General features: G+C 70.1%; 17 protein-coding genes and 1 pseudogene. 5 read left to right on the forward strand and 13 right to left on the reverse strand.

What is annotated here, in order from left to right:
* Positions 1-67: 67 nt before the first annotated feature.
* From ABZT06_RS17180 to ABZT06_RS17190, 3 genes are read right to left on the reverse strand one after another with little or no spacing between them, the layout of a single operon-like run.
* A complete protein-coding gene (locus tag ABZT06_RS17180) occupies positions 68-994 on the reverse strand; it encodes a carbohydrate ABC transporter permease (protein ID WP_355741005.1) in 927 nt (308 codons plus the stop codon).
* Positions 991-2043, reverse strand: a complete 1053-nt coding sequence (locus ABZT06_RS17185; protein ID WP_355741007.1) for an ABC transporter permease subunit — start codon at positions 2041-2043, stop codon at positions 991-993. Before ABZT06_RS17185 ends, ABZT06_RS17180 begins: the two co-directional genes overlap by 4 nt.
* Entirely contained in the window at positions 2043-3722 is a 1680-nt protein-coding gene (locus ABZT06_RS17190; RefSeq protein WP_355741009.1) for an extracellular solute-binding protein, read from the reverse strand. The genes ABZT06_RS17185 and ABZT06_RS17190 overlap by 1 nt, the downstream gene beginning before the upstream one ends.
* 326 nt (positions 3723-4048) lie before the next feature.
* Here ABZT06_RS17190 and ABZT06_RS17195 point away from each other — a divergent pair, with 326 nt between their 5' ends.
* Positions 4049-6904, forward strand: coding sequence for a glycoside hydrolase family 3 C-terminal domain-containing protein (locus ABZT06_RS17195; protein ID WP_355741011.1), 2856 nt, complete (start codon positions 4049-4051; stop codon positions 6902-6904).
* Between the two features lie 141 nt (positions 6905-7045).
* Here ABZT06_RS17195 and ABZT06_RS17200 read toward each other — a convergent pair whose 3' ends face one another.
* The 3 genes from ABZT06_RS17200 to ABZT06_RS17210 form a co-directional block, all read right to left on the reverse strand.
* The gene (locus tag ABZT06_RS17200) at positions 7046-8491 is read right to left on the reverse strand and encodes an aldehyde dehydrogenase family protein (RefSeq protein WP_355741013.1); all 1446 of its coding nucleotides are present in this window, start codon (positions 8489-8491) and stop codon (positions 7046-7048) included.
* 113 nt (positions 8492-8604) lie between these two features.
* On the reverse strand, positions 8605-10263 hold the full coding sequence (locus ABZT06_RS17205) for a PucR family transcriptional regulator (protein WP_355741015.1): 1659 nt from the start codon (positions 10261-10263) through the stop codon (positions 8605-8607).
* A 104-nt stretch (positions 10264-10367) separates the two neighbouring features.
* Positions 10368-12491, reverse strand: coding sequence for an ATP-binding protein (locus ABZT06_RS17210; protein WP_355741017.1), 2124 nt, complete (start codon positions 12489-12491; stop codon positions 10368-10370).
* 247 nt (positions 12492-12738) lie between these two features.
* Between ABZT06_RS17210 and gabT the strand changes: the two genes are divergently transcribed.
* From gabT to ABZT06_RS17230, 4 genes are all read left to right on the forward strand, one after another.
* Positions 12739-14070: a 4-aminobutyrate--2-oxoglutarate transaminase gene (gene gabT, locus ABZT06_RS17215; RefSeq protein ID WP_355741019.1), complete on the forward strand. Its 1332-nt coding sequence runs from the start codon at positions 12739-12741 to the stop codon at positions 14068-14070.
* A gap of 168 nt (positions 14071-14238) precedes the next feature.
* Positions 14239-15054, forward strand: a complete 816-nt coding sequence (locus tag ABZT06_RS17220; RefSeq protein WP_355741472.1) for a phosphatase PAP2 family protein — start codon at positions 14239-14241, stop codon at positions 15052-15054.
* A gap of 38 nt (positions 15055-15092) precedes the next feature.
* Positions 15093-17576: an AAA family ATPase gene (locus tag ABZT06_RS17225; RefSeq protein WP_355741021.1), complete on the forward strand. Its 2484-nt coding sequence runs from the start codon at positions 15093-15095 to the stop codon at positions 17574-17576.
* A 4-nt stretch (positions 17577-17580) separates the two neighbouring features.
* Positions 17581-18885, forward strand: coding sequence for a hypothetical protein (locus ABZT06_RS17230; protein WP_355741023.1), 1305 nt, complete (start codon positions 17581-17583; stop codon positions 18883-18885).
* Positions 18886-18888: 3 nt separating this feature from the next.
* Here the strand turns inward: ABZT06_RS17230 and ABZT06_RS17235 are convergent.
* The 7 genes and pseudogenes from ABZT06_RS17235 to ABZT06_RS17265 all read right to left on the reverse strand — a co-directional run bounded on the left by ABZT06_RS17235 (position 18889) and on the right by ABZT06_RS17265 (position 26964).
* Positions 18889-20684, reverse strand: a pseudogene (locus ABZT06_RS17235) (glycoside hydrolase family 18 protein).
* A 104-nt stretch (positions 20685-20788) separates the two neighbouring features.
* Positions 20789-21247: a hypothetical protein gene (locus ABZT06_RS17240; RefSeq protein ID WP_355741025.1), complete on the reverse strand. Its 459-nt coding sequence runs from the start codon at positions 21245-21247 to the stop codon at positions 20789-20791.
* A gap of 120 nt (positions 21248-21367) precedes the next feature.
* Positions 21368-22786: an FAD-dependent oxidoreductase gene (locus ABZT06_RS17245; protein ID WP_355741027.1), complete on the reverse strand. Its 1419-nt coding sequence runs from the start codon at positions 22784-22786 to the stop codon at positions 21368-21370.
* Between the two features lie 37 nt (positions 22787-22823).
* Positions 22824-23624, reverse strand: coding sequence for an ABC transporter permease (locus ABZT06_RS17250; protein WP_007385015.1), 801 nt, complete (start codon positions 23622-23624; stop codon positions 22824-22826).
* The gene (locus tag ABZT06_RS17255; RefSeq protein ID WP_355741030.1) at positions 23625-24554 is read right to left on the reverse strand and encodes an ABC transporter permease; all 930 of its coding nucleotides are present in this window, start codon (positions 24552-24554) and stop codon (positions 23625-23627) included.
* On the reverse strand, positions 24554-25720 hold the full coding sequence (locus ABZT06_RS17260; RefSeq protein WP_355741032.1) for an ABC transporter ATP-binding protein: 1167 nt from the start codon (positions 25718-25720) through the stop codon (positions 24554-24556). Before ABZT06_RS17260 ends, ABZT06_RS17255 begins: the two co-directional genes overlap by 1 nt.
* Entirely contained in the window at positions 25717-26964 is a 1248-nt protein-coding gene (locus ABZT06_RS17265; protein ID WP_355741034.1) for a spermidine/putrescine ABC transporter substrate-binding protein, read from the reverse strand. The genes ABZT06_RS17260 and ABZT06_RS17265 overlap by 4 nt, the downstream gene beginning before the upstream one ends.
* Positions 26965-26992 lie beyond the last annotated feature (28 nt).

A 26992-nucleotide genomic window follows, 5' to 3' on the forward strand; every position in this document is an offset into this window, starting at 1 on the left:
GGCGCGACAAGCCAGAACGAACCAGCAGGCGCCGACCGATCGAAGCCCCCGGTCGATCAGGCGCAGGTCACCCCTTCACCGCGCCCGTGAGCATGCCCTTCTTGAAATGCCGCTGCACGAACGGAGAAGCCACCGCCACCGGAATCAACGCCAGCACCATCACAGCCATCTGCAAACCCAGCGCCGACAACTGCCCCGTACGCACCGCCTGCTGCAACCCCGTAGGGTTCGCCGTGTTCTTCTGCACCAGCTGAATGAGCACGTTCTGCAGCGGCATCATCGACTGATCGCTGAGATAGATCGACGCGTTGAACCAGGCACTCCAGTACCCGACCGCGTAGAAGAGCGAGATCACGGCCAGCACCGCCCGGGACAGCGGCATGATGATGGTCAGCAGGATCCTCATGTCCCCGGCGCCATCGATCCGCGCGGACTCGGTGAGCTCGGGCGAGATCCCCATGAAGAAGGCCCGCAGCACCAGGATGTTGAAGACGCTGACCGCGCTCGGCAGGATCAGGGACAGATAGGTGTCCGTGAGCCCCAGCGACTGCACCAGCAGATACGTCGGGATGAGGCCGGCGCCGAAGAACATCGTCGCCATCATGGTCACCAGGAAGAACCGGTGCCCGAGGCTCCCCGGCCGCGACAGCCCGTACGCCGCCAGCACCGACACCGCCATCGAGAACAGCGTGCCGACGAGGGTGACCCCGACCGACACCATGATGGCCCGGCTGACCTGGCCCCCGCTGAGCAGTTCCGTGTAGTTGACGAAGGTGATGCCCTGGGGGATCACGACGAGCCCGCCGACCCGGTCGATCACCGGTTTCGGGGAGAGGCTGGTGACGATGACGATCCACAGCGGACCGAGCACGCCCAGGCAGCACAGGAGAAGGAAACCGCTCTTCGCGGTGAGTCCGGCCTTGCTGGGCGGCTCCTCCCAGACGGGCCTGGCCGGGGCCTTGAGACTGCGGATGAGCTGCGTGTTGAGGCTCACTTCTGATACACCCCCTGCTCGCCCAGCAGGTGCGCGAACTTGTTCGCGGCCAGGACGAGACAAAGTCCGATGGCTCCCTTGACGAGGCCGACCGCGGCCGCGTAGCTGAAGTCGCCGTTCTGGATACCCATGTTCCACACGTAGGTGTCCAGGACCTCGCTGGCCCCGACCCCGACCGCGTACCGCTGGAGCAGGAACTGCTCGAAGCCGACGCTGAGCGCGTCGCCGACCCTGAGGACCAGCAGGAGCGCGATCACCGGACGCAGTGCGGGCAGCGTCACGTGCCACATACGGCGCCAGCGTCCGGCGCCGTCCATGGCGGCGGCCTCGTACAGGTCGGTACTGACGGCGGCCAGCGCGGCGAGGAAGACGATGATCCCCCAGCCGGAGTCCTTCCAGACGGCCTGCGCGGTCACCAGGTACTTGAAGAGGCCCGCGTTGGTCATCAGGTCGAAGCCGGTCCAGCCGTGGTCCTCCAGGGTCTGGGCGATGATGCCCGCGCCGCCGAAGATCTGCTGGAACACGGTGACGACGAGGACCCACGAGAAAAAGTGCGGCAGATACATGATCGCCTGCGCCACGGCCCGGACCCGGGGCCGGATCACGCTGTTGATGAGCAGCGCCAGGGCGATGGGGATCGGGAAGAACAGCACCAGCTGGAGCACGAACAGTACGATGGTGTTCTTCGCGGCGCTCCAGAACAGCGGGTCGTCGATCATCCGCGAGAACTGCTCCACGCCGACCCAGGGGCTGTGGAAGATCGCGGTGACGCCGTTGCTGGAGACGTACGGGTCGTACTCCTGGAAGGCGACGACGTTGCCGAGCAGCGGGACGTAGTTGAAGAGCAGGAGCAGGACCATGACCGGCAGCGTCATCAGGATGAGCGTGCGGTCGCGGCGCAGCCGGATCTTGAAGGGAACCTTGCCGGCCTTGCTCGCCTTGGCCGGAACCCGGTCCTTCACCACCGCCGCGGTCACCGCGGCCGTCGGTTCCTCGACGGCCGCGGGAGGACGAGTCCCGTCGGGCCTGCTCCCGGCCGTGAGGGACATCAGTTGCCGCTGCCGTTCTTGTCGATGAGCTCCTTGTACCAGTCGCGCAGCTTGTCGCCGCCGGAGGACTTCCAGGTGGAGATGGCGGCCTGGACGTCGGAGAGCTTGCGGTTGCCGCGCACGTAGTCGATCTCCAGCTGCTCGAACTGGCTGGAGAGGTTGGCCCACCGGGTCGGCTCGACGATGTTCATGCCGAACGTGGACGTCTTCTTCATGAAGGCGCCCATCCGCTGCTGCCACTCGACCTGCTTGCGGGCGACCTCGGGGAAGTCGGGGTGGGCGAAGTAGGCGGCCGGCGCGGCCAGCATCACCCAGGCATTGATGACCTCGGAGTTGCCGAGGTCGTTCTTGACCGGGACGCCGTCCTTGACGGTGTAGTGGGTGCCCTCGACGCCGTAGTCGACGAGCATCCGCTCCTTGGTGCCGTAGGGCGCGGCCGAGAAGTCGGCGGCGGCCAGCGCGTTCTCGATCGTCGTCCTGGAGGCGCCCTTGCGGATCAACGACCAGATGGTGGCGGGCTGGGAGGCCCACAGCGTGGGGTCGCCGCCGTCCGCGCCGTAGATGTCGATGACGTCGATCTGGAAGTCCGGGTTGGACTGGGCCTGTTCGGCGGTCTTCCCGTACCAGTCGGCGATGTTGGTGTTCCAGACCAGGACCTGCCCGGCGGTGAACCGCTGGCCCTGGTCGCCCGTGCGCGCCTTGTCGTCGGGGTGCACCACACCGGCGTCGAACAGCTTGCGGACCCACTCCAGGGCCTCGAGGTACTCGGGCACCTCGTGGCGGTAGGTCAGCTTGCCGTCGTCCCCGATGTTCCAGCCGAGCGTGCCGGAGGGGCGGACGCCGAAGTTGCTCCACGCGGACCAGGTCATGTCGTTGCAGGCCCACACCTTGGCCTTGGCGCTGGTTGCCTCCTTGGCCCAGCTCAGGAACTCTTCGGGCGACGTGGGTACCGAGTAGCCCTTCTTGTCGAAGAGGTCCTTGCGGTACAGGGGCGCGATCCAGTTCGCGGTGGCGGCCGGCATCGGGATCCCGCGCAGCGCGCCGCCGAAGATGCCCATGCGCCAGGCGTCGGAAGGAATCGCGGCCAGGTTCGGGTACTTCTTGATCTTGTCGCCCGCGATGTAGGGGCTGAGGTCCATGAACTTCGCGGTGACGGCGTTCGAGATCTTGCCGACCAGTTCCCAACTCGGCACCACCACCATGTCGGGTATGGAGCTGGAGGCGAGGACGGCGCCGAGCTTCTCGCCGTAGGTGTTGCCGTCCTGGTTCTGCCAGGTGATCTTGGTGCCCGCGGCGGCGTCGAGTGCCGTGTAGTAGGCGCAGCCGGCCTTCGGCGGGGAGCCCCAGAACGGGGACATGATCTTGAGGGGGGCGCCGGTGCCGAGCTTCTTCGGGACCGAGGTCTTCAGCGCCGCGAGGTCGACCTTGCCGGTGTAGCCGGCGGCCGAGCCGTTCTTGGACGGCAGGTCCGGGTTCGCGACCGTGCTGGCGACGAAGGTCGGGAGCAGCTTGTCCGCGGCCTTGCCCGACGTGGTCCCTTCACGCTCCCCGCTGTCCGAGCCGCCACAGGCGGCAAGCAGCGGCATCCCGCCCGCCACCGCTGCGGTGGCGACCGCGGTGGAGGCGAGGAAGCTTCTCCGGCTGGGCCCGGAGGAGGCGGAAGCGGCGTTCGGCGTCATTGCGTCAACCCTTCATGGCGCACCAGGACACCCGGCGGTGGAGCCGTCGGCTGCGGTGTCTTGAGTGGAACTGGCTGAGCTGAAGCGATGCTTCGACGGTGTGACGGAATCCGTAGTCGAAGCGCTTCGATGTTGCTGTGAGGTTAAGTGAACACCCAGGGGTGCACAAGGGTCGTTCCCAAGATTCCTCGGAGGTAAGAGAGGTGACCTTTTCTTATGCACCGCCTGAAGTGACGGTGTTGATCTCTTGACACCCACCCCGGTGTCGAATGAGCATCGAAGCGCTTCGAAAGCATCGAACCGATCCATCGCAAGGGGATCCCCACGTGACCGCACACCCGCCGCACACACCGCCTTTTCGCGATCCGCACCTGCCGTTCGCGAAGCGCATCGACGATCTGCTGTCGCGGCTGACCCTCGACGAGAAGATCGGCTTCCTGCACCAGTTCGCCCCGGCCGTCGAGCGACTCGGCATCGCGGCGTTCCGCACCGGGCAGGAGGCGCTGCACGGCGTCGCCTGGATGGGGCCGGCGACGGTCTTCCCGCAGGCGGTGGGCCTGGGCGCGACCTGGAACACCGAGCTCGTACGGCGGATCGGCGAGGCGGTGTCCAAGGAGGTCCGGGCGATGCGCGCCCGCGACGACAGGGTCGGCCTCAACATCTGGGCACCGACGGTCAATCTGCTCCGCCATCCGCTGTGGGGCCGTAACGAGGAGGGCTACTCGGAGGACCCGAAGCTCACCTCGGCCATCGCCACCGCCTACACCCACGGGCTGCGCGGCGACCACCCGACGTACTGGCGCACGGCCCCGGTGCTCAAGCACTGGCTGGCCCACAACAACGAGACGGACCGGGCCACTTCGTCGAGCTCGGTGCGTCCGCGCGTGCTGCACGAGTACGACCTGCGGGCCTTCCGCGAGGCGGTCGAGGCGGGCGCGGTGGCCGGCGTGATGCCCGCGTACAACCTGGTCAACGGCCGCCCCAACCACGTCTCGCCGTATCTTCGCGAGCACCTGCGCGCCTGGACGGAGGAGGAGCTGCTGGTCTGCTCGGACGCGGGCGCGCCCTCCAACCTGGTCGATCACGAGCACTACTTCGACACCCACGAGGAAGCCACCGCGGCCTCCCTCCGGGCCGGTGTCGACAGCTTCACCGACCATGGCACGGACAGCTCGCAGATGATCGCGCGTATCCAAGGGGCCCTGGACCAGGGTCTGTTGACCGAGGCCGAGATCGACACCGCGGTGCGCCGACAGCTCTCGGTCCGCTTCCGGCTCGGCGAGTTCGACCCGCATCACGACCCGCACGCCGAGGTCCGGGACTTCGACACCCCGGAGCATCGCGCGCTCGCCCAGGAGGCCGCCGAGCAGGCGATCGTGCTGCTCAGGAACGACGGTGTGCTGCCGCTCGCCCCCGACACCCGGCTCGCCGTGGTCGGCCTGCTCGCCGACGAGTGCAAGCGGGACTGGTACAGCGGCACGCTCATCCACCGCTCCACCCCGCTGGAGGGGCTGTACGAGCGGTTCGGCGCCGAGCGGGTGGAGTTCGCGGAGGGCGTGGACCGGGTCCGGCTCAAGACCTCCGCCGGGACGTTCCTGCACGTCCTGGCCGCCGAGGACGGCGAGGACGAGGTGCGCGGAGCCGAGGGCGCCCTGGACCCGGCGCTGCTCGCGGGCCGCACGGACCTGCCCCCGCTGACGACCGACGCGACCGGCACCGAGTTCGCGCTGATCGACTGGGACGAGGGCGTCCTCACGCTCCGTGCCCCCGACGGCCGCTATCTCTCCGTCGCCGAGGACGGCTACCTGCGCGCCTCCGCCGACCAGCCGGGGGGCTGGGTCGTCCAGGAGACCTTCCGCCTGGAGCAGCACGGCAGCGGTCACCTCCTCAGGCACATCGGTACGGGCCGCCACGTCACTGTCGCCGCGGACGGAGTGAAGGTTGCCGACGAGAATCCGGCACCCGGGGCGGAGCCGGAAACCTTCACGCTGATCATCGTCGAACGCGGCGAGGACGCAGTGACCCGGGTCACCTCCGAGGCCGACGTCGTCCTGGTCGTCGCGGGCAACGACCCGCACATCAACGGCCGCGAGACCGAGGACCGCGCCTCCCTGCGACTCCCCGCCCACCAGGAGCGCCTGCTGCGGGCGGCACGCGCCGCGAACCCGCGGACCGTGCTGACCCTGGTCTCGGCCTACCCGTACGCGGTCGACACGTCCGGCCTGGCCGCGGCGCTGTGGACGGCCCACGGCGGCCAGGCGGCCGGCACCGCCCTGGCCCGCGTCCTGGCCGGTGACGTCTCCCCCGCCGGCCGCCTCCCGCAGACCTGGTACGAGAGCGACGCGGACCTGCCCGGCCTGCTCGACTACGACGTCATCGGCAGCCGTCAGACCTACCTGTACTTCGAGGGCACGCCCCTGTTCCCGTTCGGCCACGGACTGTCGTACGCGTCCTTCTCGTACGGTGACCTCGACGTGCGGATCGACGACGGGGCGGCACACGTCTCGTTCACGATCACGAACACCGGTGACGTCACCGCTGACGAGGTCGCGCAGCTCTACTCCCGCGCGATCGACCCGGCGCTGCCCCGCCCGCGCCGCGAGCTGGTGGCCCACCGGCGCGTGACGCTCGCCCCGGGCGCCCGGGAAGAGCTGTCCTTCGAAGTCCCCTTGCGCGCCTTCGAGTTCTGGGACGTGGCGCAGAGCCGGTGGCGTGTGGATCCGGGCCCGTACGAGCTCCTGGCCGGTGCTTCCAGCGAGGACATCCGGCTGCGGACGACGGTGCTGCTCGACGGCGAGCCCGGCGCACCGCGTCCCGTGCTCCGACGGGGCCTGGAGGGCGCGGACTTCGACGAGCAGAGCGGTGTCGAGATCGTCGACCGGACGAAGACGGCGGGCGACGCGGTGACGGCCGCCGAGGGCCGTACCGGCGAACTGGTCTACCGGGACTGCGACTTCGGCGACGGCGTCACCGAGGTGACGGCCCTGGTCTCCGGCGAGGGCTCGGTCGAACTGTCCCTGGACGGTGGCGCGGTGCTCGCCACCTGGGAGGTGGCGGAGTCCGAGTCCGGACCGTACGACTACACCAGCCTCGGCGCCGGGATCGTCGCCGAGGGCGTGCACGACGTGCATCTCAGGCTGCGCGGCCCGTTGCGGCTCGCGCATGTCGGCTTCTCCGGTTGAGGGACCGGAGCAGCTGACGACATGAAGGGGCCCGGCACCGGAAGGCATCGATGCCGGGCCCCTTCGGGCGGCGGGTCAGCGTCGCTGCGCCCACCCTACATGAAAATGGTTCCCATTAGCCATGGGTTCCTGCCGTGGCCCTCAGAGCGCGAGGCCGGTCAGCACCAGCACCCGCTCGTAGGTGTAGTCGTCCATCGCGAACTTCACGCCCTCACGACCGACACCGGACTGCTTGACACCGCCGTACGGCATCTGGTCGGCGCGGTAGGAGGGGACGTCGCCGACGACCACGCCGCCGACCTCCAGGGCGCGGTGGGCGCGGAAGGCGGCCTGCAGGTCGTGGGTGAACACGCCTGCCTGGAGGCCGTACTTGGAGGCGTTGACGGCGGCGAAGGCCTCCGCCTCGCCGTTCACCTTCTGCACGGTGAGGACCGGGCCGAAGACCTCCTCGCAGGAGATCGTCGTGTCGGCCGGGACGTCGGCGAGGACGGTCGGCGCATAGGAGGCGCCGTCGCGGTCGCCGCCGGTGAGCAGGGTGGCGCCGGCCTCGACGGCCTCCTTCACCCACGCCTCGACGCGCACCGCCGCGTCCTCGCTGACCAGGGGACCGACGTCGGTCTTGTCGTCGCTCGGATCGCCGGTGACCTGGGCCTCGACGGCGGCGACGATCCTCGGGAGCAGCCGGTCGTACACCGACGCGTCGGCGATCACCCGCTGCACGGAGATGCAGGACTGGCCGCCCTGATAGTTGGAGAAGGTCGCGATGCGGGTCGCGGCCCAGTCGAGGTCCTCGTCGCTCGCGTAGTCGCCGAGGACGACCGCCGCGCCGTTGCCGCCGAGCTCCAGGGTGCAGTGCTTGCGCGGTACCGAGTCCATGATCGCGTAGCCGACCTTCTCGGAACCGGTGAAGGAGATCACGGGCAGACGCTCGTCCTGCACGAGGGCGGGCATCCGGTCGTTGGGGACGGGCAGGATGCTCCACGCGCCGGCGGGCAGCTCGGTCTCGGCGAGGAGGTCGCCGATGATCAGCCCGGAGAGCGGGGTCGCCGGGGCCGGCTTCAGGATGATCGGCGCGCCGGCCGCGATCGCCGGGGCGATCTTGTGGGCACAGAGGTTGAGCGGGAAGTTGAAGGGCGCGATCCCGAGCACGACCCCCTTCGGGAAACGCCGGGTCAGCGCGAGACGCCCCTGGCCGCCCAGGTCGGTGTCGAGGCGCTGGGCCTCACCGCCGTTGAACCGCCGGGCCTCCTCCGCGGCGAACCGGAACACCGAGACGGCACGGCCGACCTCGCCCCGGGCCCACTTGAGCGGCTTGCCGTTCTCGGCGGAGATCAGCCGCGCGATCTCCTCGGTGCGCTCGACGAGCCTGCGGCTGACGTGGTCGAGGGCGGCGGCGCGGACGTGGGCGGGAGTGGCCGCGAAGTCCTCGCGGACGGCGTACGCGGCGGCCACGGCCTCCTCGATCTGCGCGTCGCTCGGCACACTCACCGTGCCGACCAGCCGGCCGTCCCACGGAGAGGTGACATCGAAGGTGTCCTCGCCGGTGACCTGGCGGCCGGCGAGCCAGAAGGCGGTGGTGGAAGTCATGCCCCCACGGTAGGGCCGCGAGGTCACGAGGGAATTTGTCCGGGGTGTAGCAGTGGGACGGATCAGCACTCCAGCCCGGCCAACCGCCGCCATTCGGCCGCCGTCGTCTTCAGCTATTCGGCCGCCGCCGTCTTCAGCGCCAGCCACAGCTCCATGCGTACGTCCGGGTCGTCCAGGGAGCGGCCCAGGATCTCCTCGACCCGGCGCATCCGGTACCGCAGCGTGTGCCGGTGGACGCCCAGGTCGGCGGCGGCCGCGTCCCACTGGCCGTGCCGGGAGAGCCAGGCCCGCAGCGAGGCGACCAGGTCGCCCCGGCCGGTCGCGTCGTGCTCGTACAGCGGTCGCAGCAGCCCGTCCGCGAAGGCCCGTACGGCGTCGTCGGCGAGCAGCGGCAGCACCGATCCGGCGGCCAGCTGTTCGTGCTCGACGTACACCCGGCCCCGCCGCCGGGCGACCGAGAGTGCCTGTTCGGCCTGCTTGTAGGCGGCCGCGGCGGCGATCGGTCCGGTGGGGGCCGAGACACCGACGACCAGTTCGTCCTCGTCCCCGGCGCCTGCCTGCTCACCCGTCCGCGCCGACTCCAGCGCCACCGCGTACTGCCCGCACGCGGTGACCGCGGCCCCGCCGTCCGCGGCCAGCACCACCAGCCGCTCCCCCTCGGGCACCACCAGCACGGTCTCCCCTGAGCGGGCCGCCGCGGACTCCACGATCTCGGTGAGCGCCCCCAGCGGATCGCCGTTCACCACGGCGGCCGCGGCGAGCGCGGCGGCGGACGGGACCCGGGCGGGGGTGTCGGCGGCGATCCGCACGGACGACACGGCGACCGTCTCCGCCACGATCAGCCGGAAGGGCGCGTCCAGGAGTCCGCCGTACAGGTCGCCCGCGACCGTGCGCGCGTGCTCCGGCTCCCCCGCGAGCAGCATCCGCAGCACCGCGACCCCGATCCGCTGTTCGGCGGCCTGCAGGGAGCGGGACCGCTCGGTCGTGAGCGTCAGCAGCGCGATCGCCGAGTGCACCGCGTACCGCTCCGCCGTACCGAGTGCCGCGGCCGTCCCCACCGCCAGCGCGGCCCGCGGCCGCCGCCCGGTGCCCAGCGAGTGCAGCTCCACCCGGTCGTCGTTCTCGCCGGTGCCGGACCCGCCGACCACGGAGGAGGCGGGCGCGGGCCGCTCCCGCAGCCGTTCCACGTCGGCGGTGAGGCGCGCGGCCCGGCGGCCGGCCCACTCCGGCGCGGCGGCGACGACGGCGCCCGAGGCGTCGTAGAGCGCCGCCCAGCCGTCCACCTGGGAGGCGAGCGCGCCGAGCAGCCCCTCCGGGCCGTCGGACAGGGCCTGCCTGGTCAGTTCGCGCTGGGCGGCGAAGCCCGCGGTGACGGAACGGTACTGATCGGCCGCGATCGCCGCGGACACGGCCTTGCTGATGGCGAGGAAGGGGGTGCGGCGCGGCACTTCGAGCAACGGGAGCTCCTCGTCGCGGGCGGCGTCGACGAGGGCCTCGGGGATCTCGTCGTAGTTGACCCCGACGGCGAACCCGAGCCCCACCACTCCCGCCCCTGCCAGCCGCTTCACATACCGCCGCATGGCCTCCGGATCCTCCGCGTCCAGCTTGAGCGCGGTGATCAGCAGCAGTTCCCCGCCCTCCATGTAGGGGACGGGGTCGGCGAGCTCGCTGACGTGTGCCCAGCGGACCGGGACGTCCAGCCGGTCCTCGCCCGCGCGCACGGTCAGCTTGAGCGCGGAGTGGTGGACGAGCGAGGCGAGGGTGGGTGGCATGGGGCCTTCAGAGCGTCAGGGAGCAGTGATCGTTGCGATCTTTTGGCCGCCGTGTATGAACGGCCTGTGACGATTCTGCCTCACCGTACGGTCCTCGGGTCACGTCATCCGCGCAGATCCACCAGCAGCGGCGGCGCGTGCTCACCCGACACCGTGGTCAGCGACAGCACCGCGTGCCCGGGCGGCACCCCGTGCGCCAGCTCGGACGCGGACCACCGCTCCCGCTCGACCTGCCGTACGGTCACCGCCCGCGCGGTCGGCGCCTTGCCGGTGATGACCTGGCGCACCGCGTGCAGCACCTTGCCGGCCGGGGTCTCGGCGATGATCTGCCGGTCGGTGACGTCCCGCGCCTCGATCCACTCCTTGCCCCACACCTCGGCGAAGTCCTGACCGTCCCACGGCGTGAGCCCGGACAGCGCCATCCGGCACCCGGTGGCCCCGAGCAGCGGACCGCGCAACGGCCGCGGTACGTCGTCCAGCGTCCGCAAGGTCAGCACCACTCCCGCGTTGCCGGACCGCAGCCGCTGCACGCCCCGTACGGCTTCGGGTGTGACGACCCCCGTGGCGTCGTCGACGACCAGGCAGGCGAACAGCGACCGGTCCTCCCGCACCGCGACGCTCGCCGTGAACTGCGCGAGCACCAGCCGCGCCAGGATCCGGGAGGCGTCGGCGTGCCCGCGCTGGGGCAGGTCGATCCGGACCCGGACGGGGTGGTCGAGGGCCTTCAGCGAGAACGGCCGCGACTGCCCGGACGCATCGGAGCCCGCGCTCTGGAAGAACGAGGCGAAGGCGGGCCGGTCGAGCAGCGCGACCCGGTCCGCGAGGATGCCCCCCACATCTCCCGGATTCCCCATCTGCCGCTCCCGCGCGTCGAGTTCACGCAGCAGCGAGGCCTGTCCACGGTCCTCGAGGCCCTTCCGCAGCGCGGCCATCGGCCCGGGCGCGCCGTCGAGCAGCTGCCGCAGCTCCGGTACGGAGGGGAAGCGGCCGTGGACCGCCTGGAACGGCCCGAGGAGCTGGGCGAGCACGGTGGTGGACCGCCGCGTGTCGCCCCCCTGATGAGGCTCGGCGAGGTCCCCGACGAGCGCCTCGGCGAGCACGGCCGCGGCTTCGTCCGGATCGGTCGTCCCCCCGTACAGGTCGAGGTCGTACACCGACTCCGGATTCCCGATCTGTACGACCACGTCGTAGGCGTCGGCCGGTCCGAGCCCGGCGCCCGCGGCGCCGACCACCACGACGGCGGCCCGCCCGGCGAGGGCGTGCAGACACAGCGACTCGGCGATCGGCCGGATGACGGTCCCGGTCTTCCCGGACCCGGCCGGCCCGACGGCCAGCAGCGAGGTCCCCAGCAGCTCGGGCCCGAGCCCGAGCCCGGCCCCCCGGTAGGCGTACGGGTTACGGGCGTCGTCGGCGGTGGTCCCGAGCCGCACCTGGCCCGTGAGGAGATCATGCCGAGCGAGCCGCGCGGGCAGATCCCTTGCCCCGGAGGGGTGCAGACAGGCGGCGGCGCCCTCCTGGAGCACGGCACCGGTGAACGTGGCGAGGCTGAACCGGCCACTGCGCACACCCTGCCAGGCCCGCGCGATCCGGGCATGATCCACGTCCCGCATCAACCCGGCCCGGGCCTCGGCGGCCAGCCGCTCAGCAGCATCGGGGGCACCGGCGGCGCGAAGCTGGGGCCATTCGGCGGGGTCCTCTTCGGGGGCGGGGGAAGGCTCGTGGGCGGGCGCGGCGGAACGCCAGGCAGGGGGGCCGAAGCGGCGCCAGACCTCACCCCAGCGGCTGATCTTCCCGAAGACCAGGAAGATCCCGAAGAAGAAGACGCCTTCATAGACATAGGAAAGGGAGCTGAGCCATCCCGCGCGCCCCAGCGTCCACGAGTCCGGAGCCATCACGAACCATGGCCACAACCAGAAACCACCCAGGTAGCCGTTGTACAGCAGGGAGCAGAGCAGCCACCCGCAGAGGAACCCGATCACGGCGCCGCTCAGCAGCTGCCGCGTGGGGATCTGCTCCGGTTCCTGCTCCGGCCGGACCCGATGGCCGAACCGCCACACACCGGGCGGGGCCTCGGGGCGAGGGGCCCGCAGCCAGCTCAGAAACGCCGAACCGTCCGGCTGCGGGGGCACCCCGGGCGCCCGGGACGGCATCGGCGGCATCACAGACCGTGCTCGTGGCACAGGATTCGCATGCGTACCCCGCGCGTCCCGCGTCCCGTCGCTGTCCATCGCCCCTGCTCCCCGACCAGCCGTTCCGTCCACCGTCAGCGGCCAATCTAACGCGCCCGCCAGGGGAGTTCACCGCTTACGCGGCCGGGCCGACGGTCACCGGCCACTACTGCAGCAGCACTCCTCTATGTCCAAGACGGACAACCCGCGTCGGCGAGAGCGCCCACATGGAGCATGCCCACCCTCCAAGCCCCGCCCTAGCCTGCGAGAAAAGAAGTACGTGCCCGCAACACCCCAGGAGCCCCTCATGACCGCACTTCCGCAGGAGCGCCGCGTCGTCACCGCCATCCCCGGCCCCAAGTCGCAGGAGCTGCAGGCCCGCCGGGTCGCCGCGGTCGCGCAGGGTGTGGGGTCCGTGCTGCCCGTGTTCACAGCGCGCGCGGGCGGCGGGATCATCGAGGACGTCGACGGGAACCGGCTGATCGACTTCGGTTCGGGCATCGCCGTGACGTCCGTCGGCGCCTCCGCCGAGGCCGTCGTACGCCGGGCGACGGCACAGCTCGCCGACTTCACCCACACCTGTTTCATGGTCACCCCGTACGAGGGCTACGTGCAGGTCGCCGAGGCCCTCGCCGAGCTCACCCCGGGTGACCACGCCAAGAAGTCAGCCCTGTTCAACAGCGGCGCCGAGGCCGTCGAGAACGCGGTCAAGATCGCGCGGGCCTACACCAAGCGCCAGGCCGTCGTCGTCTTCGACCACGGCTACCACGGCCGCACCAACCTCACCATGGCGCTGACCGCGAAGAACATGCCGTACAAGCACGGCTTCGGCCCCTTCGCCCCCGAGGTCTACCGCGTCCCCGTCGCCTACGGCTACCGCTGGCCCACCGGCCCCGAGAACGCCGGCCCCGAGGCCGCCGCCCAGGCCATCGACCAGATCACCAAGCAGGTCGGCCCGGAGAACGTCGCCGCGATCATCATCGAGCCCGTCCTCGGCGAGGGCGGCTTCATCGAGCCGGCGAAGGGCTTCCTGCCCGCGATCAGCCAGTTCGCCGAGGACAACGGCATCGTCTTCGTCGCCGACGAGATCCAGTCCGGCTTCTGCCGCACCGGCCAGTGGTTCGCCTGCGAGGACGAGGGCATCGTCCCGGACCTGATCACCACCGCCAAGGGCATCGCCGGCGGCCTCCCGCTCGCCGCCGTCACCGGCCGCGCCGAGATCATGGACGCCGCCCACGCCGGCGGCCTCGGCGGCACGTACGGCGGCAATCCGGTCGCCTGCGCCGGTGCGCTCGGCGCCATCGAAACCATGAAGGAGCTCGACCTCAACGCGAGGGCGAAGGCGATCGAGGCCACGATGAAGGCCCGCCTCTCCGCCATGGCCGAGAAGTTCGACATCGGCGACATCCGCGGCCGCGGCGCCATGATCGCCATCGAACTCGTCAAGGACCGTACGACCAAGGAGCCGAACCCGGAGGCGACCGCCGCGCTCGCCAAGGCCTGCCACCAGGAGGGCCTGCTGGTCCTGACCTGTGGCACCTACGGCAACGTCCTGCGCTTCCTGCCCCCGCTCGTCATCGGCGAGGATCTCCTGAACGAGGGCCTCGACATCATCGAGCAGGCCTTCACCCGCATCTGACGTCACAGGCCCGGTCTCCCTTGGGATTCCGGGGCTGGGGTGACGAACGGCAGAGGGTGTGAAGAAGGTGTGCGAGGTGGTTGTGAGGATGGGATTCCGCCTGTCGTACGCCGCCGCCCTGCCGTAGGTTCTACCCAGATGAGAGATACACCCCGCCCACAGGGGACTGTGGGCGACATCAGGCCGGGGCCTCCCCAGCTTCGACCTGGTCGTGCCCTCGCGCACACAACTGGAGCCTCTGGCTCCGGATCTCCTCACCGATCGGACAGTCGCCCGCCCCAAACCCCCCGGGGCGGCCGACGAACCGATCTGATCGGCCGCCCCGGAACCACCCCCCCTGTTCCGGGGCGGCCGGCCTTCCTCACCCTCCTTCTCGGAATCCCGGCCCTCCTCTTCGCCCTGATCACCTGGCAGGTCGTCGAGGACGGGCCGCTTCTGCGTGTGGACGAGCGGGTCAGCGCCGCTCTGCGCCACCCCGACCGCCTCGGCGCGGGCCTCTCCGACCTGGGCAATGTCCAGGTCGCCGTACCGGTCCTGGTCGTGGCGCTGGCCTACGTGACCTGGCACCACCGCCGCAGAGGTACAGACCGCTGGTGGCTTCCGGCCACCGCGGCGGCCCTTCTCATGGCGCTCGTCCCGGCCGTCGTCGTCCCCCTCAAGATCTGGACCGACCGCTCCGGCACCCCCGTGGTCCCCCCGGGCACCGGCTACTTCCCCTCCGGCCACACCGCCACCGCGGCCGTCGCCTACGGTTCCGCGACCCTGCTCCTGCTTCCCCTCCTCCCCACCCACCGCAGCCGTAGCACCCTCGTCCTCCTCTACGGCCTTCTCGTCCTCGGCGTCTCCTACGGCCTGGTCCGCCGCGGCTACCACTGGCCGCTGGACGTCGTGGCCGGCTGGTGCCTGTCCGTGCTTCTCCTCCGGCTCCTGGTGACGGTCGTCACGCGATACGGTCGGAAGCCGGCCGAGGAAGAGAACAGTTAGCCGGTCGCGGGCGGCGGCCGGGACCAGGGGGATGCGCCATGTCCGACGTGCAGGATCAGGTGACCGTCACCTTCGAGAACCACGACTTCGCACTGACTCCGTCCCCGGGCGAGGTCATCCTCCCCGCCTACGGCCGCAAGATCCACCACGACCCACGGTGCGGTCATCTCACCGACGGCGACAGGCTGCCCCGCTTCCCGGACCCGGACCGGCTGCTGTGGCGGCGGCTCATCGACTCCGCGCCGTCCCACGACACAGCGGCCCGCACCGCATTCGCCCGGTCCCTCGGGCTCCTCGGCGGTGCGGGACAGCCCCTCACCAGCGCGTGCAGTTGCGTCCTGCGCCCCGTTTCCCCGCATCAGGCCGCCACGCTGCGACCGTGGCCGCTGGACGAAGCGGTCCGTGCCTTCGACAGCGACCGTTTCACGGGAGAGCTGCGCGCGATGGAGGCGGCGGCCGAGGAGGTACGCCGTGACTTTCCCTGGGAGGACTGGCCGACCCTGCCCCTGGAGCGGTACGCCCTCGGACAGGGCGACAGCGCCCGCACCCGGCCGTACTGCTATCTGCTGGAGTTCGGCAGCAGGGCGCTCGGCAGCATCGCCGGCGGCTCCTCCACCAAGCACCTCATCTACCAGCGCAGCCAGGACGGTTCCTGGTGGCATGACTCGCGCTACGCCGACGAGGAGGAGGCATGGCAGGCGGTACGGTCCGGGATCGTCGCGGCCGTGACCGCGGCCCGTGAGGGCCGGATCGCCGACATCGACACCATCGACGCCGTTCGGTCGGGCCCCGCCCTGGTCGCCAAGACACTGAGGATCTACGCGCCGGAGGTCTCCCTGGCGGTCTACGGCCACGATGTCGTGCGGCACTTCGTCCAGCAGCTCACCGGCGAGCCCGTCCCCAAGCTGGACCGGTTCGCCCTGCACGCCCGGCTGAAGGAGGTCATCGACGGCGAGCAACGGTTCGCGGGCTGGTCGTACGACCTGGTGGTGCTTTTCCTGTACTGGTGGACCAATCCTGTCCGGACCCAGCAGATCGTGAAGATCGCACCCGGCGCGAACGGCTCGCTCTGGGAAGAATGCCGGGCCGGGGGTTTCATCGCGGCCGGCTGGGACGAGGTGACGGACCTGCGCTCGTTCGCCGACAAGGACGAGTTCCAGGCGGCCTTCACCACCGCCTACACGGACGAGTACGGCGGCTACCAGTCGAAGATCACCGCGAAGGCCAACGAGCTCTGGAAGCTCCAGAGTCTCAGGCCCGGTGACCTCGTCGTCGCCAACAAGGGCACGAGCGAGATCCTCGGTGTGGGCCGGGTGGCCGGGGACGGCTACGCCTGGCGGGAGGACCGCCCGCACTACCGGCACACGGTCGAGGTCGAGTGGGACGAGAGCTTCGCGGGCCGGCTGGAAGAACCCGAGAGGTCCTGGGCGACCGTCACCGTCAAGGACGTGTCCGCCCAGATGTGGACCAGGATCCGGCGGGCCAAGGCGGTCCCGCCGTCCGTCGAGGACGACCCCGTCTCCGACCCCACCGACGCCGCCCTGGCCACCCGCCCCCTGGACGCCGGGCTGATCCCGCTCGCCCAGGCGCTGGACCGGCGGGGTCAGGCGGTGCTGTACGGGCCGCCGGGCACGGGCAAGACGTACACCGCACTGCGTTTCGCGGTCCGCTGGCTGGGTGAACTGGCCGGCGACCTGCCGGACGTGGACCCGTACGCGGAGCCCGGAACCCCGGCGTTCCGGCGCACGCTCGACGCGTTGACCGCGGTCGGCCTGCTGACGACGGTCACCTTCCACCCCGGATACGGCTACGAGGACTTCGTGGAGGGCTTCCGACCGGTGAAGGGCGGATCCGGCGGTCTCATGCTGGACCGGGTCGACGGGGTGTTCAAGCGGGTGTGCCAGGCGGCCGCAGCCGACCCCGGCCGCCCGTACCTGGTCGTCGTCGACGAGCTCAACCGCGGCAACCTGCCCAAGATCTTCGGCGAGTTGATCACCCTCCTCGAGAAGGACAAGCGGGGCTGCCAGGTGCTGCTGCCGCTCAGCCAGGAGCAGTTCACCGTGCCGGACAACGTGTACCTGGTCGGCACCATGAACACGGCCGACCGCTCCATCCGGGTGCTGGACGCGGCCATCCGCCGTCGCTTCGCCTTCCTGGAGCAGCTCCCCGACTCGGCGCCCCTCCAGGGGTGCCATGTGGAGCAGCTGCACCTCGCGGACCTTCTCGACGCACTCAACCAACGCGTGCGGACCCATCTCGACCGTGAGAAGCAGATCGGGCAGGCCTTCTTCCTCCCGAACGGCGCCCCGGTCGACACCGTGTCGGGTCTGGCCGCGATCGTCCGCGACGAGATCCTCCCCCTGCTCCAGGAGTACGCCTACGACGACTACTCCCTGCTCGCCGCCTTCCTCGGCGAGGCGCTGGTCGATCTCGGGGCGCACACCGTGCGGGATCTCAGCGACGAGGGGCTGGTCACCGCCCTCTACACCGAACTCCAGGTCAAGGCCGGGGCGGTGGAGTAGTCCCGTGCCGGCACCGCGGGAGAGCGAGCTGCGGGAGGTGGAACTCCGCGAGTACGAGACCAGGGTCGTCGAGGGGATCCGGCTCGGCCCGGCCGACCGCGCCCTGTGCGCGAGCGAGGAGCTGGCCCGGCGCCTGAAGGTCCGGGAGCTCGCGGGCGGGAGGCTGGAAGTGACCGCGGGCCCGTGTGTCGGGGTCGTCCGGTTCGACGCCTGCGAGATACGAATCCTGCCCAAGTATCTCGGCGGTGAACTCGATGTGCTGCGCATGCTGGAGTACGCGGCGGGCCGTGGGCTTCCGCCGCTCGACGCCCCACGCACCGTGCGCGAAGGCGCCCCGCACCTGCGGGACCTGGTCGCCCTGCTGCTCACCGAGGAGTGCGAACGCCTGCTGTCCCGCGGAGTGCGCCAGGACTACGTCACGGTCGAGGAGGACCTTCCGGCCGTACGCGGCCGGCTCCTCGCCGACCGTCAACTCCTGCGGCACTATGGCCGGCTGGACCGGCTCGCCTGCCGTTTCGACGAGCACGACACCGACATCCTGGACAACCGGCTCTGCGGCGCCGCGATCGACCTCGCCGCGCGCACCGCGCGTTCCGCGTCCGTACGCGCACGGGCCCGTCGTGCGGCGACCGGCTTCGCGCGGATCGCTCCGACGCCACTGGGCGACCTCCGCTCGGCGCTGGCCGCGCTCGACCACCACCGGCACAACAGCCACTACAGAAGCGCCCACCGCTGGGCCGCCCTGCTGCTGTCCGGCGGCGGTGTCGCCGACCTCCTGGCGCCGGGCCCACTCGCCTCACGGGCCTTCCTCGTGGACATGAACGTCCTGTTCGAGGCGTTCCTCACCCGTCTGCTGCGAGAGGCGGCCGCCGGCACCGGATTCACCGTGCACGACCAGACCCGGCACCGCGGAGTCCTGTACGACGAGCGGACGGAGCGCCCCTACGGCGAGATCCGCCCGGACGTCCTGGTCTCGGGCAGCGTCGACGGTGAGCGGCTGTGCCGCCCGGTCGACCTGAAGTACAAGCTCTACGACAACGGGAAGCTGAGCCCCGCCGACCTCTACCAGGCGTTCCTCTACGCCCACGCACTGGCCCGGCAGCCCTCGGCCGGTCTGCCGACGTGCGTCCTGCTGCACCCCGGGGGCGCCTCGCGGACACGGGAGAGCATCGCCGTACGACGCTGGGACGGCACGACGTCGGCTCGGGTGCGCTCGGTGTCCCTTCACCTGCCATCGGTGCTCGGCGCCCTGGGGGACGCCGGGCGGGACGTCGTGCTCGCGAAGGTGTGGGCGGCTGTACTGGAGTGAGCGTCAGCCGAAGTAGCCGTCGAAGGTCCTCTGGAACTCCCAGTTCGCGTAGCGGTCCCAGTTGACGGACCAGGTCATCAGGCCGCGCAGGGACGGCCAGGTGCCGTGGGTGGTGTACGAGCCGCAGTTCGTTCTCCTGGTCAGGCAGTCGAGGGTCCTGGTGACCTCCGTCGGGGCCACGTAGCCGTTGCCCGCGTTCGTGGAGGCCGGCATGCCGATGGCCACCTGGTCGGGGCGCAGGGGCGGGAAGACCTTCGCGGGGTCGCCGGCGACCGGGAAGCCGGTGAGGAGCATGTCGGTCATGGCGATGTGGAAGTCGGCGCCGCCCATGGAGTGGTACTGGTTGTCCAGCCCCATGATCGGGCCCGAGTTGTAGTCCTGGACGTGCAGCAGGGTCAGGTCGTCGCGCAGGGCGTGGATCACCGGCAGGTACGCCCCGCATCGCGGGTCCTGGCCGCCCCACTTGCCGGTGCCGTAGTACTGGTGGCCCATCTGCACGAAGAAGGTCTCCGGGGCCATGGAGAGGACGAACTTCGCGCCGTACCGGGCCTTCAGCGTCTTCAGAGCGGAGATCAGGTTCACGATCACCGGGGTCTTCGGGTGGGTGAAGTCCGTGTCGTCGGCGTTCAGCGAGAGCGAGTGGCCCTCGAAGTCGATGTCCAGGCCGTCGAGTCCGTAGGTGTCGATGATGGCCGAGACCGAGGCGACGAAAGCCTCCCGGGCCGCGGTCGTGGTGAGCTGGACCTGGCCGTTCTGGCCGCCGATCGAGATCAGCACCTTCTTGCCGGCCGCCTGCTTGGCCCTGATCGCCGCCTTGAAGTCGGCGTCGGACTCGGCGTTCGGGCATTCGGTGACCGGGCAGCGGGTGAAGCGGATGTCTCCGGAGGTGACCGAGGTGGGCTCGCCGAAGGCCAGGTCGATGACGTCCCAGCTGTCGGGGACATCGGCCAGGCGGGTGTAGCCGGCGCCGTTGGCGAAGCTCGCGGGGAGGTAGCCGACCAGGGCGCGGGTGGGGAGGTCCGTGGAAGTGGCGGCGGCCGTGGCGGCGTTCACGGTGTCCGATCTCGGCGACTCCCCCGCGTCGTTCACGGCGGCGACCTGGAAGCCGTACGCCGTGGAGGGCGCGAGGCCGCTCACGGTCGCCGAAGTCCCGCTCGCGTTCTGCACCTTGGCTCCGTCGCGGTAGACGGCGTAGCCGGTGGCGCCCGCGACCGCCGTCCAGGACAGGGCCACGCTGGAGGAGGTGACCGTGCCCGTCCGCAGGCCCGTCGGCTTCGCGGGCGGCTGCCCGGCATCGACGCCCGGGCCGGTGAGGGACACGTCGTCCGCGTTGTACGCCCCGGTCCCGTACCAACCATGCGTGTAGAGCGTGACCTTGGTGGTGGACGGGCCGGTGCGGAAGGTCGTGGTGAGCCGCTGCCAGTCGGGGGCCGCCGGGGTCCAGGTGGAGACGTCGGTGGTGCCGGTGCCGGTGGCGCCGAGGTAGACGTAGGAGCCGCGGACGTATCCGGAGAGCGTGTACTGGGCGTCGGGGCGGACGGTCACCGTCTGGGCGCACTGGGCGTCGTCACTGCCGGCCGAGGTTGCCAGGAGCGCCGAACTCCCACTGTGCACAGGGTTGTTGACCGTCGTACCTGAGGAGCAGGTCCAGCCGTCGAGTCCCGCTTCGAAGCCTCCGTTCCGCGCCAGTCCGCGTCGGCCGCACGGGCGGCCGACGAGAGCGCGGTGACGCCTGACAGGGCCAGCAGAGCGGCCGTCAGCGCGGCGAGGACGGGTCTGGCGGGTCCGGTGCGGTCCACAAGAGCCTCCGGGCATGGGGGAATCGGGAGGGTGGAGCGCGCCCAACTTGGTCCAGACCAATCCGGGTTGTCAAGACCTCCGGCGGTGGCTCACGCCTCCGCTCTCAGTCGTCGCCCTCCCCCATGACCAGACCGGCGGCCGCCTCGTGCATCGCCAGTTCCAGCAGCGCCGGGTCGACGAGAATGCCGGAGCCGTCCGGTGGGACCAGCCAGCGGACCCCTCCCCCGGCCACCCGGCCCGGGTACGGCACGACGATCCAGGTGCCGGCGCCGGCCGTGCGGATGCCGGTGCCGAGCCAGCGGGCCGCGGTGCCCGGTGGCACGAAGAAGCCCATCCGCGCGTCGCCGAAGTCGACGAGCACCGGGCCGAGTCGGTCGAGGATGCGGGTGAGGACGTCGAGCGTCGGGTAGCCGAGCTCGCCCGGCAGGATCAGTACGTCCCAGGCCCTGCCCGCCGGAAGCAGCGCCACCCCGAGGGGGTTGCGCTCCCACTCCCGGCGGCAGGCCTCGGGATCCGGTGCGACGGATGCCAGCCACTCCACCGCCGTCCTCGCCCCAGTCATGAGAAGACCTCCCTCTCTCTCGTCGACGCTGGTCGCGTCACGAGGGAGAGGGAGGTCTCCCGGGGAGCATTACGCGGGTTCTGACCACTCGTTGGAGTGAATCAGATCACCTACGATCGTTCAGCTGTCGAATCCCAGACCGAACTTGTCCATGGTCCGCAGCCACAGGTTGCGCCGTCCGCCGTGCGCGTCGGCACGGGCCAGCGACCACTTGGTCAGGGCGATACCGGTCCAGGCGAAGGGTTCCGGCGGGAAGGGCAGCGGCTTCTTGCGGACCATCTCCAGCGAGGTCCGCTCGGTGCTCTCCCCGGACAGCAGGTCCAGCATCACGTCCGCCCCGAACCGGGTCGCGCCGACGCCGAGACCCGTGTAGCCGGCCGCGTACGCCACCCTGCCCTGGTGGGCGGTGCCGTAGAACGCGGAGAACCGCGAGCAGGTGTCGATCGCCCCGCCCCACGCGTGGGTGAAGCGGACGCCCTCCAGCTGCGGGAAGCAGGTGAAGAAGTGCCCGGCGAGCTTGGCGTACGTCTCCGGCCGGTCGTCGTACTCGGCGCGCACCCGGCCGCCGTACTGGTAGACCGCGTCGTAACCGCCCCACAGGATCCGGTTGTCGGCGGAGAGCCGGAAGTAGTGGAACTGGTTCGCCGAGTCGCCGAGCCCCTGGCGGTTCCTCCAGCCGATCGACGCGAGCTGGTCCGCGGCCAGCGGCTCGGTCATCAGCGCGTAGTCGTAGACCGGCACGGTGTACGCCCGGACCCGCTTGACCAGGTTCGGGAAGATGTTCGTGCCGAGCGCGACCTTCCTGGCCCGGACGGAACCGTACGGCGTGCGTACGGCCATGCCGGCGCCGTAGGGCTTCAGGGTGAGGGCGGGTGTGTGCTCGTGGATCCGCACGCCGAGCCTCAGGCACGCCCGCTTCAGGCCCCAGACGAGCTTGGCCGGGTTGAGCATGGCCACGCCCCGGCGGTCCCACAGCCCCGCCTCGAAGGTGGGCGAGGCGACCTGGTCCCGCACCGCGTCGGCGTCCAGGAACTCGACCCCGTCGGCGAGGCCCTTGTCCTGCAACTCCTCGTACCAGTCACGCAGCTCCCGGGCCTGGTACGTCTCGGTCGCCACGTCGATCTCGCCGGTGCGCTCGAACTCGCAGTCGAGGTCGTGCCGGGCGACCGCCTTCTCGATCTCGTCGAGGTTGCGGGCGCCCAGCTCCTCGAGCTTGTGGATCTCGTCCGGCCAGCGGGCCAGACCGTTGGGCAGGCCGTGGGTGAGGGAGGCGGCACAGAAGCCGCCGTTGCGACCGGAGGCGGCCCAGCCCACCTCACGGCCCTCCAGCAGGACGACATCCCGCTCGGGGTCGCGCTCTTTCGCGTTGAGCGCGGTCCACAGCCCGCTGTAGCCACCGCCGACGACCAGCAGGTCGCAGGTCGCGGCGCCGGTGAGGGCGGGCTCGGGGTGGGGCCGGCCGGGGTCGTCCAGCCAGTACGGGACCGGCCGGGCCTCGGAAAGTGCCTTGGTCCAACGGCTCATGGCGCTCGGGGCCATGATTTCAACTCCCTACGGAGGATTCTGTGAAAAGGGCCTATGCCTTTTGCTTGTTGCGGCGGTTGCTGATGACCATGGAGGTCAGGACCAGAAGGACGGCGACGAGGAACATCGTCGTGCCGATGACGTTGATCTGGACGGGCGTTCCACGCTGTGCCGAACCCCAGACGAACATGGGGAAGGTGACGGTCGAGCCCGCGTTGAAGTTGGTGATGATGAAATCGTCGAAGGAGAGCGCGAAGGACAGCAACGCGCCCGCGGCGATTCCGGGCGCCGCGATGGGCAGGGTCACCCGGAGGAAGGTCTGGACGGGACTCGCGTACAGATCCCGGGCTGCCTCCTCCAGACGCGGGTCCATCGACATCACGCGCGCCTTGACGGCGACGACGACAAAGCTGAGGCAGAACATGATGTGGGCGATCAGGATCGTCCAGAAACCCAGCTGAGCACCCAGGTTGAGGAACAGGGTGAGCAGCGAGGCCGCCATGACGACCTCGGGCATCGCCATCGGCAGGAAGATCAGCGAGTTCACGGTGCCCCGCGCGCGGAACCGGTAACGGACCAGCGCGAAGGCGATCATGCTGCCGAGGACGGTCGCGCCGACCGTCGCCCAGAATGCGATCTGGAGGCTGATCGACAGCGAGCCGCACATGTCGGCGACGCCGCAGGGGTCCTTCCAGGCGTCCGTGGAGAACTGCTGCCACTGGTAGTTGAAGCGCCCCTTCGGTTTGTTGAAGGAGAACACCGTGACGACGATGTTCGGCAGCAGGAGATATCCGAGAGTCAGCAGTCCCGCGATGACGACGAAATGACGCTTGAGCCAGTTGACGAGGGCCATTTAAACCAGATCCTCCGTCCCGGACTTGCGGATGTAGAAGGTGACCATGAGGAGAATCGCGGCCATGAGGATGAAGGAGAGGGCTGCTGCCGTCGGATAGTCCAGAATCCGCAGGAACTGGGTCTGGATGACGTTTCCGATCATGCGCGTGTCGGTCGAGCCGAGGAGTTCGGCGTTGACGTAGTCGCCGGCCGCCGGGATGAAGGTCAGCAACGTCCCGGAGACCACGCCCGGCATCGACAGCGGGAAGGTGACCTTGCGGAAGGTGGTGACCGGCTTGGCGTAGAGATCGCCCGCCGCCTCGTGCAGCCGCCCGTCGATGCGCTCCAGGGAGGTGTACAGCGGCAGGATCATGAAGGGCAGGAAGTTGTACGTCAGACCGCACACCACCGCGAGCGGCGTGGCCAGGACGCGGTCGCCGGTGGTCCAGCCGAGCCAGCTGGTGACGTCCAGGACGTGCAGCGTGTTGAGGGCGCCGACGACCGGGCCGCTGTCCGAGAGGATCGTCTTCCAGGCGAGGGTGCGGATCAGGAAGCTGGTGAAGAAGGGCGCGATCACCAGGACCATGATCAGGTTCCGCCAGCGTCCCGCGCGGAACGCGATGAGGTACGCGAGCGGATACCCGAGCACCAGGCACAGGATCGTCGCGGCACCGGCGTAGAGGATCGAGCGCAGGAACTGCGGCCAGTACTGCGACAGCGCGTCCCAGTAGGTCGCGAAGTGCCAGGTGACCTTGTAGCCCTGCTCCAGGGAACCCGTCTGCACGGACGTGGAGGCCTGGTAGATCATCGGCAGCGCGAAGAAGACCAGCAGCCACAAGATGCCGGGCAGCAGCAGCCAGTACGGCGTGAAGCGGCCCCTCTTGCGCGGGGGCTTCTTCCCGGGTGCGGTCGGTGTCAGAGGCGGGGGCGCCTCGGTGAGCGTCGCCATCAGACCGTCGCCTCTTCCTGGATGCCGGCGTCGATGTCCTGAGCAGCGTCCAGTCCGAAGGTGTGGGCCGGGTTCCAGTGCAGGACGACCTCGGCGCCGGGCACGAGCCGGTCGTCGCGGTCGATGTTCTGGGCGTAGACCTCGAACTCGGGGCAGACGGGGCTGTCGATGACGTACTGCGTGGAGACACCGATGAAGGAGGAGTCGGCGATCTTCCCGGTGATCCGGTTGCGGCCTTCCGCGATCTCCCCGGCCTGGTCGGCGTGGGTGAGGGAGATCTTCTCCGGCCGGACGCCGACCAGCACCTTGCCGCCGGTCGCGGTCGGCCCGGCGTACCGCGCCTCGGGCAGCACCAGCTTGCCGCCGCCCGCCTTCAGCACGATCTCGCCGCCGCTCTTGGAGTCGACCTCGGCCTCGATGAGGTTGGAGGTGCCGAGGAAGTTGGCGACGAAGGTGGTGTTCGGGTTCTCGTACAGGTCGGTCGGCGAGCCGAGCTGCTCGACGCGGCCCGCGTTCATCACGGCGACCGTGTCGGCCATGGTCATGGCCTCCTCCTGGTCGTGCGTGACGTGCACGAAGGTGATGCCGACCTCGGTCTGGATGCGCTTGAGCTCCAGCTGCATCTGGCGGCGCAGCTTGAGGTCGAGGGCGCCGAGCGGCTCGTCGAGGAGGAGCACCTTGGGGGTGTTGATCAGTGCCCGGGCCACGGCGACCCGCTGCTGCTGGCCGCCCGACAGCTGGTGCGGCTTCTTCCGCGCCTGCTCCCCCAGCTGCACGAGCTCCAGCATGTCCTCGACCTGCTTCTTCACCGACTTGATGCCACGGCGGCGCAGACCGAAGGCGACGTTCTCGAAGATGTCGAGGTGCGGGAAGAGGGCGTAGGACTGGAAGACGGTGTTCACCGGCCGCTTGTAGGGCGGCAGCCGGGTGACCTCCTGGTCGCCGAGGTGCACGGTGCCCGTGGTGGGCTCCTCGAGACCGGCGATCATGCGCAGGGTGGTGGTCTTGCCGCAGCCGGAGGCGCCGAGCAGGGCGAAGAAGGAACCCTGGGGGACGGTCAGGTCCAGCGGCTGTACGGCCGTGAAGCCGTTGTCGTACGTCTTGCTGATGCCGGACAGGCGGACGTCTCCGCTGTTGTCGGTGGTCTTGTTCGTCACGGTGATCACGCCCCAGTCAGCTTCGCGAACTTCTCTTCAAAGGCCGTCTCTTCCTTCGAGCTCAGGGAGCGGAAGGCGTGGGACTTCGCGGCCATGGCCTTGTCGGGGATGATCAGCGGGTTGTTCGCCGCATCCGGGTCGAGCTTCGCCAGCTCGGGCTTCACACCGTCGACGGGCGACACGTAGTTGATGTACGCGGCGAGTTCGGCCGCCGGCTTCGGCTGGTAGTAGAAGTCGATGAGCCGCTCGGCGTTCGTCTTGTGACGCGCCTTGTTGGGGATCAGCATGTTGTCGGTCGACGTCATGTATCCGCTGTCCGGGATGATGAAGTCGATGTCCGGACTGTCCGCCTTCAGCTGTACGACGTCCCCGGCCCAGGCGACACAGGCGGCGAAGTCGCCGCTGGTCAGGTCGGAGGTGTAGTCGTTGCCGGTGAAGCGGCGGATCTGCCCCTTGTCGACGGCCTTCTGGAGCCGCGCGATGGCCGCGTCGTAGTCGTCGGCGGTGAAGTGCGCCGGGTCCTTGCCCATGTCGAGCAGGGTCATGCCGATGCTGTCGCGCATCTCCGACAGGAAGCCCACCCGCCCCTTGAGCTTGGCGTTGTCGAGCAGGTCGGAGATCGACTTCACCTCGACGCCGTCGAGGGCCTTCTTGTTGTAGGCAATGACGGTCGAGATGCCCTGCCACACGTACGAGTACGCCCGCCCCGGGTCCCAGTCGGGCTCACGGAACTGCTGGGCCAGGTTGGCGTACGCGTGGGGCAGGTTGGAGGCGTCCAGTTTCTGGACCCACCCGAGCCGGATGAGCCGGGCGGCGAGCCAGTCGGTGAGCACGATGATGTCGCGCCCGGTGTCCTGCCCCGCAGCCAGCTGGGGCTTGATCTTCCCGAAGAACTCGACGTTGTCGTTGATGTCCTCGGTGTACTTGACCGATATACCGGTCTGCTTCTTGAACTGGTCGAGCGTGGGGTGGTGCTTCTCGCTCTCGTCCACGTCGATGTACTCGGTCCAGTTGGAGAAGTTGACGGTCTTCTCCTTGCCCGAGTGGTCCTCTGCGGAGACGCCTCCCTGGGTGTTGCCGGCCGCGGGGATGCCGCAGGCGCTCAGCGTCCCGAGGCCGCCGACCGCGAGCGCGCCGCCCGCGGAGGCACGCAACAGGGACCGCCGGGTCATGGCGGCCCGGCCGCCTCGGAAACTGCGCCGCATGGCGGCCACTTGGGCCGGCGACAGGCGGTCGGGCTCGTACTGCTCCATGCGCTGGTGCCCTTTCGGGAAAGTGGGC

The organism is Streptomyces sp. NPDC005483, from assembly GCF_040606035.1.
Lineage (GTDB): Bacteria > Actinomycetota > Actinomycetes > Streptomycetales > Streptomycetaceae > Streptomyces.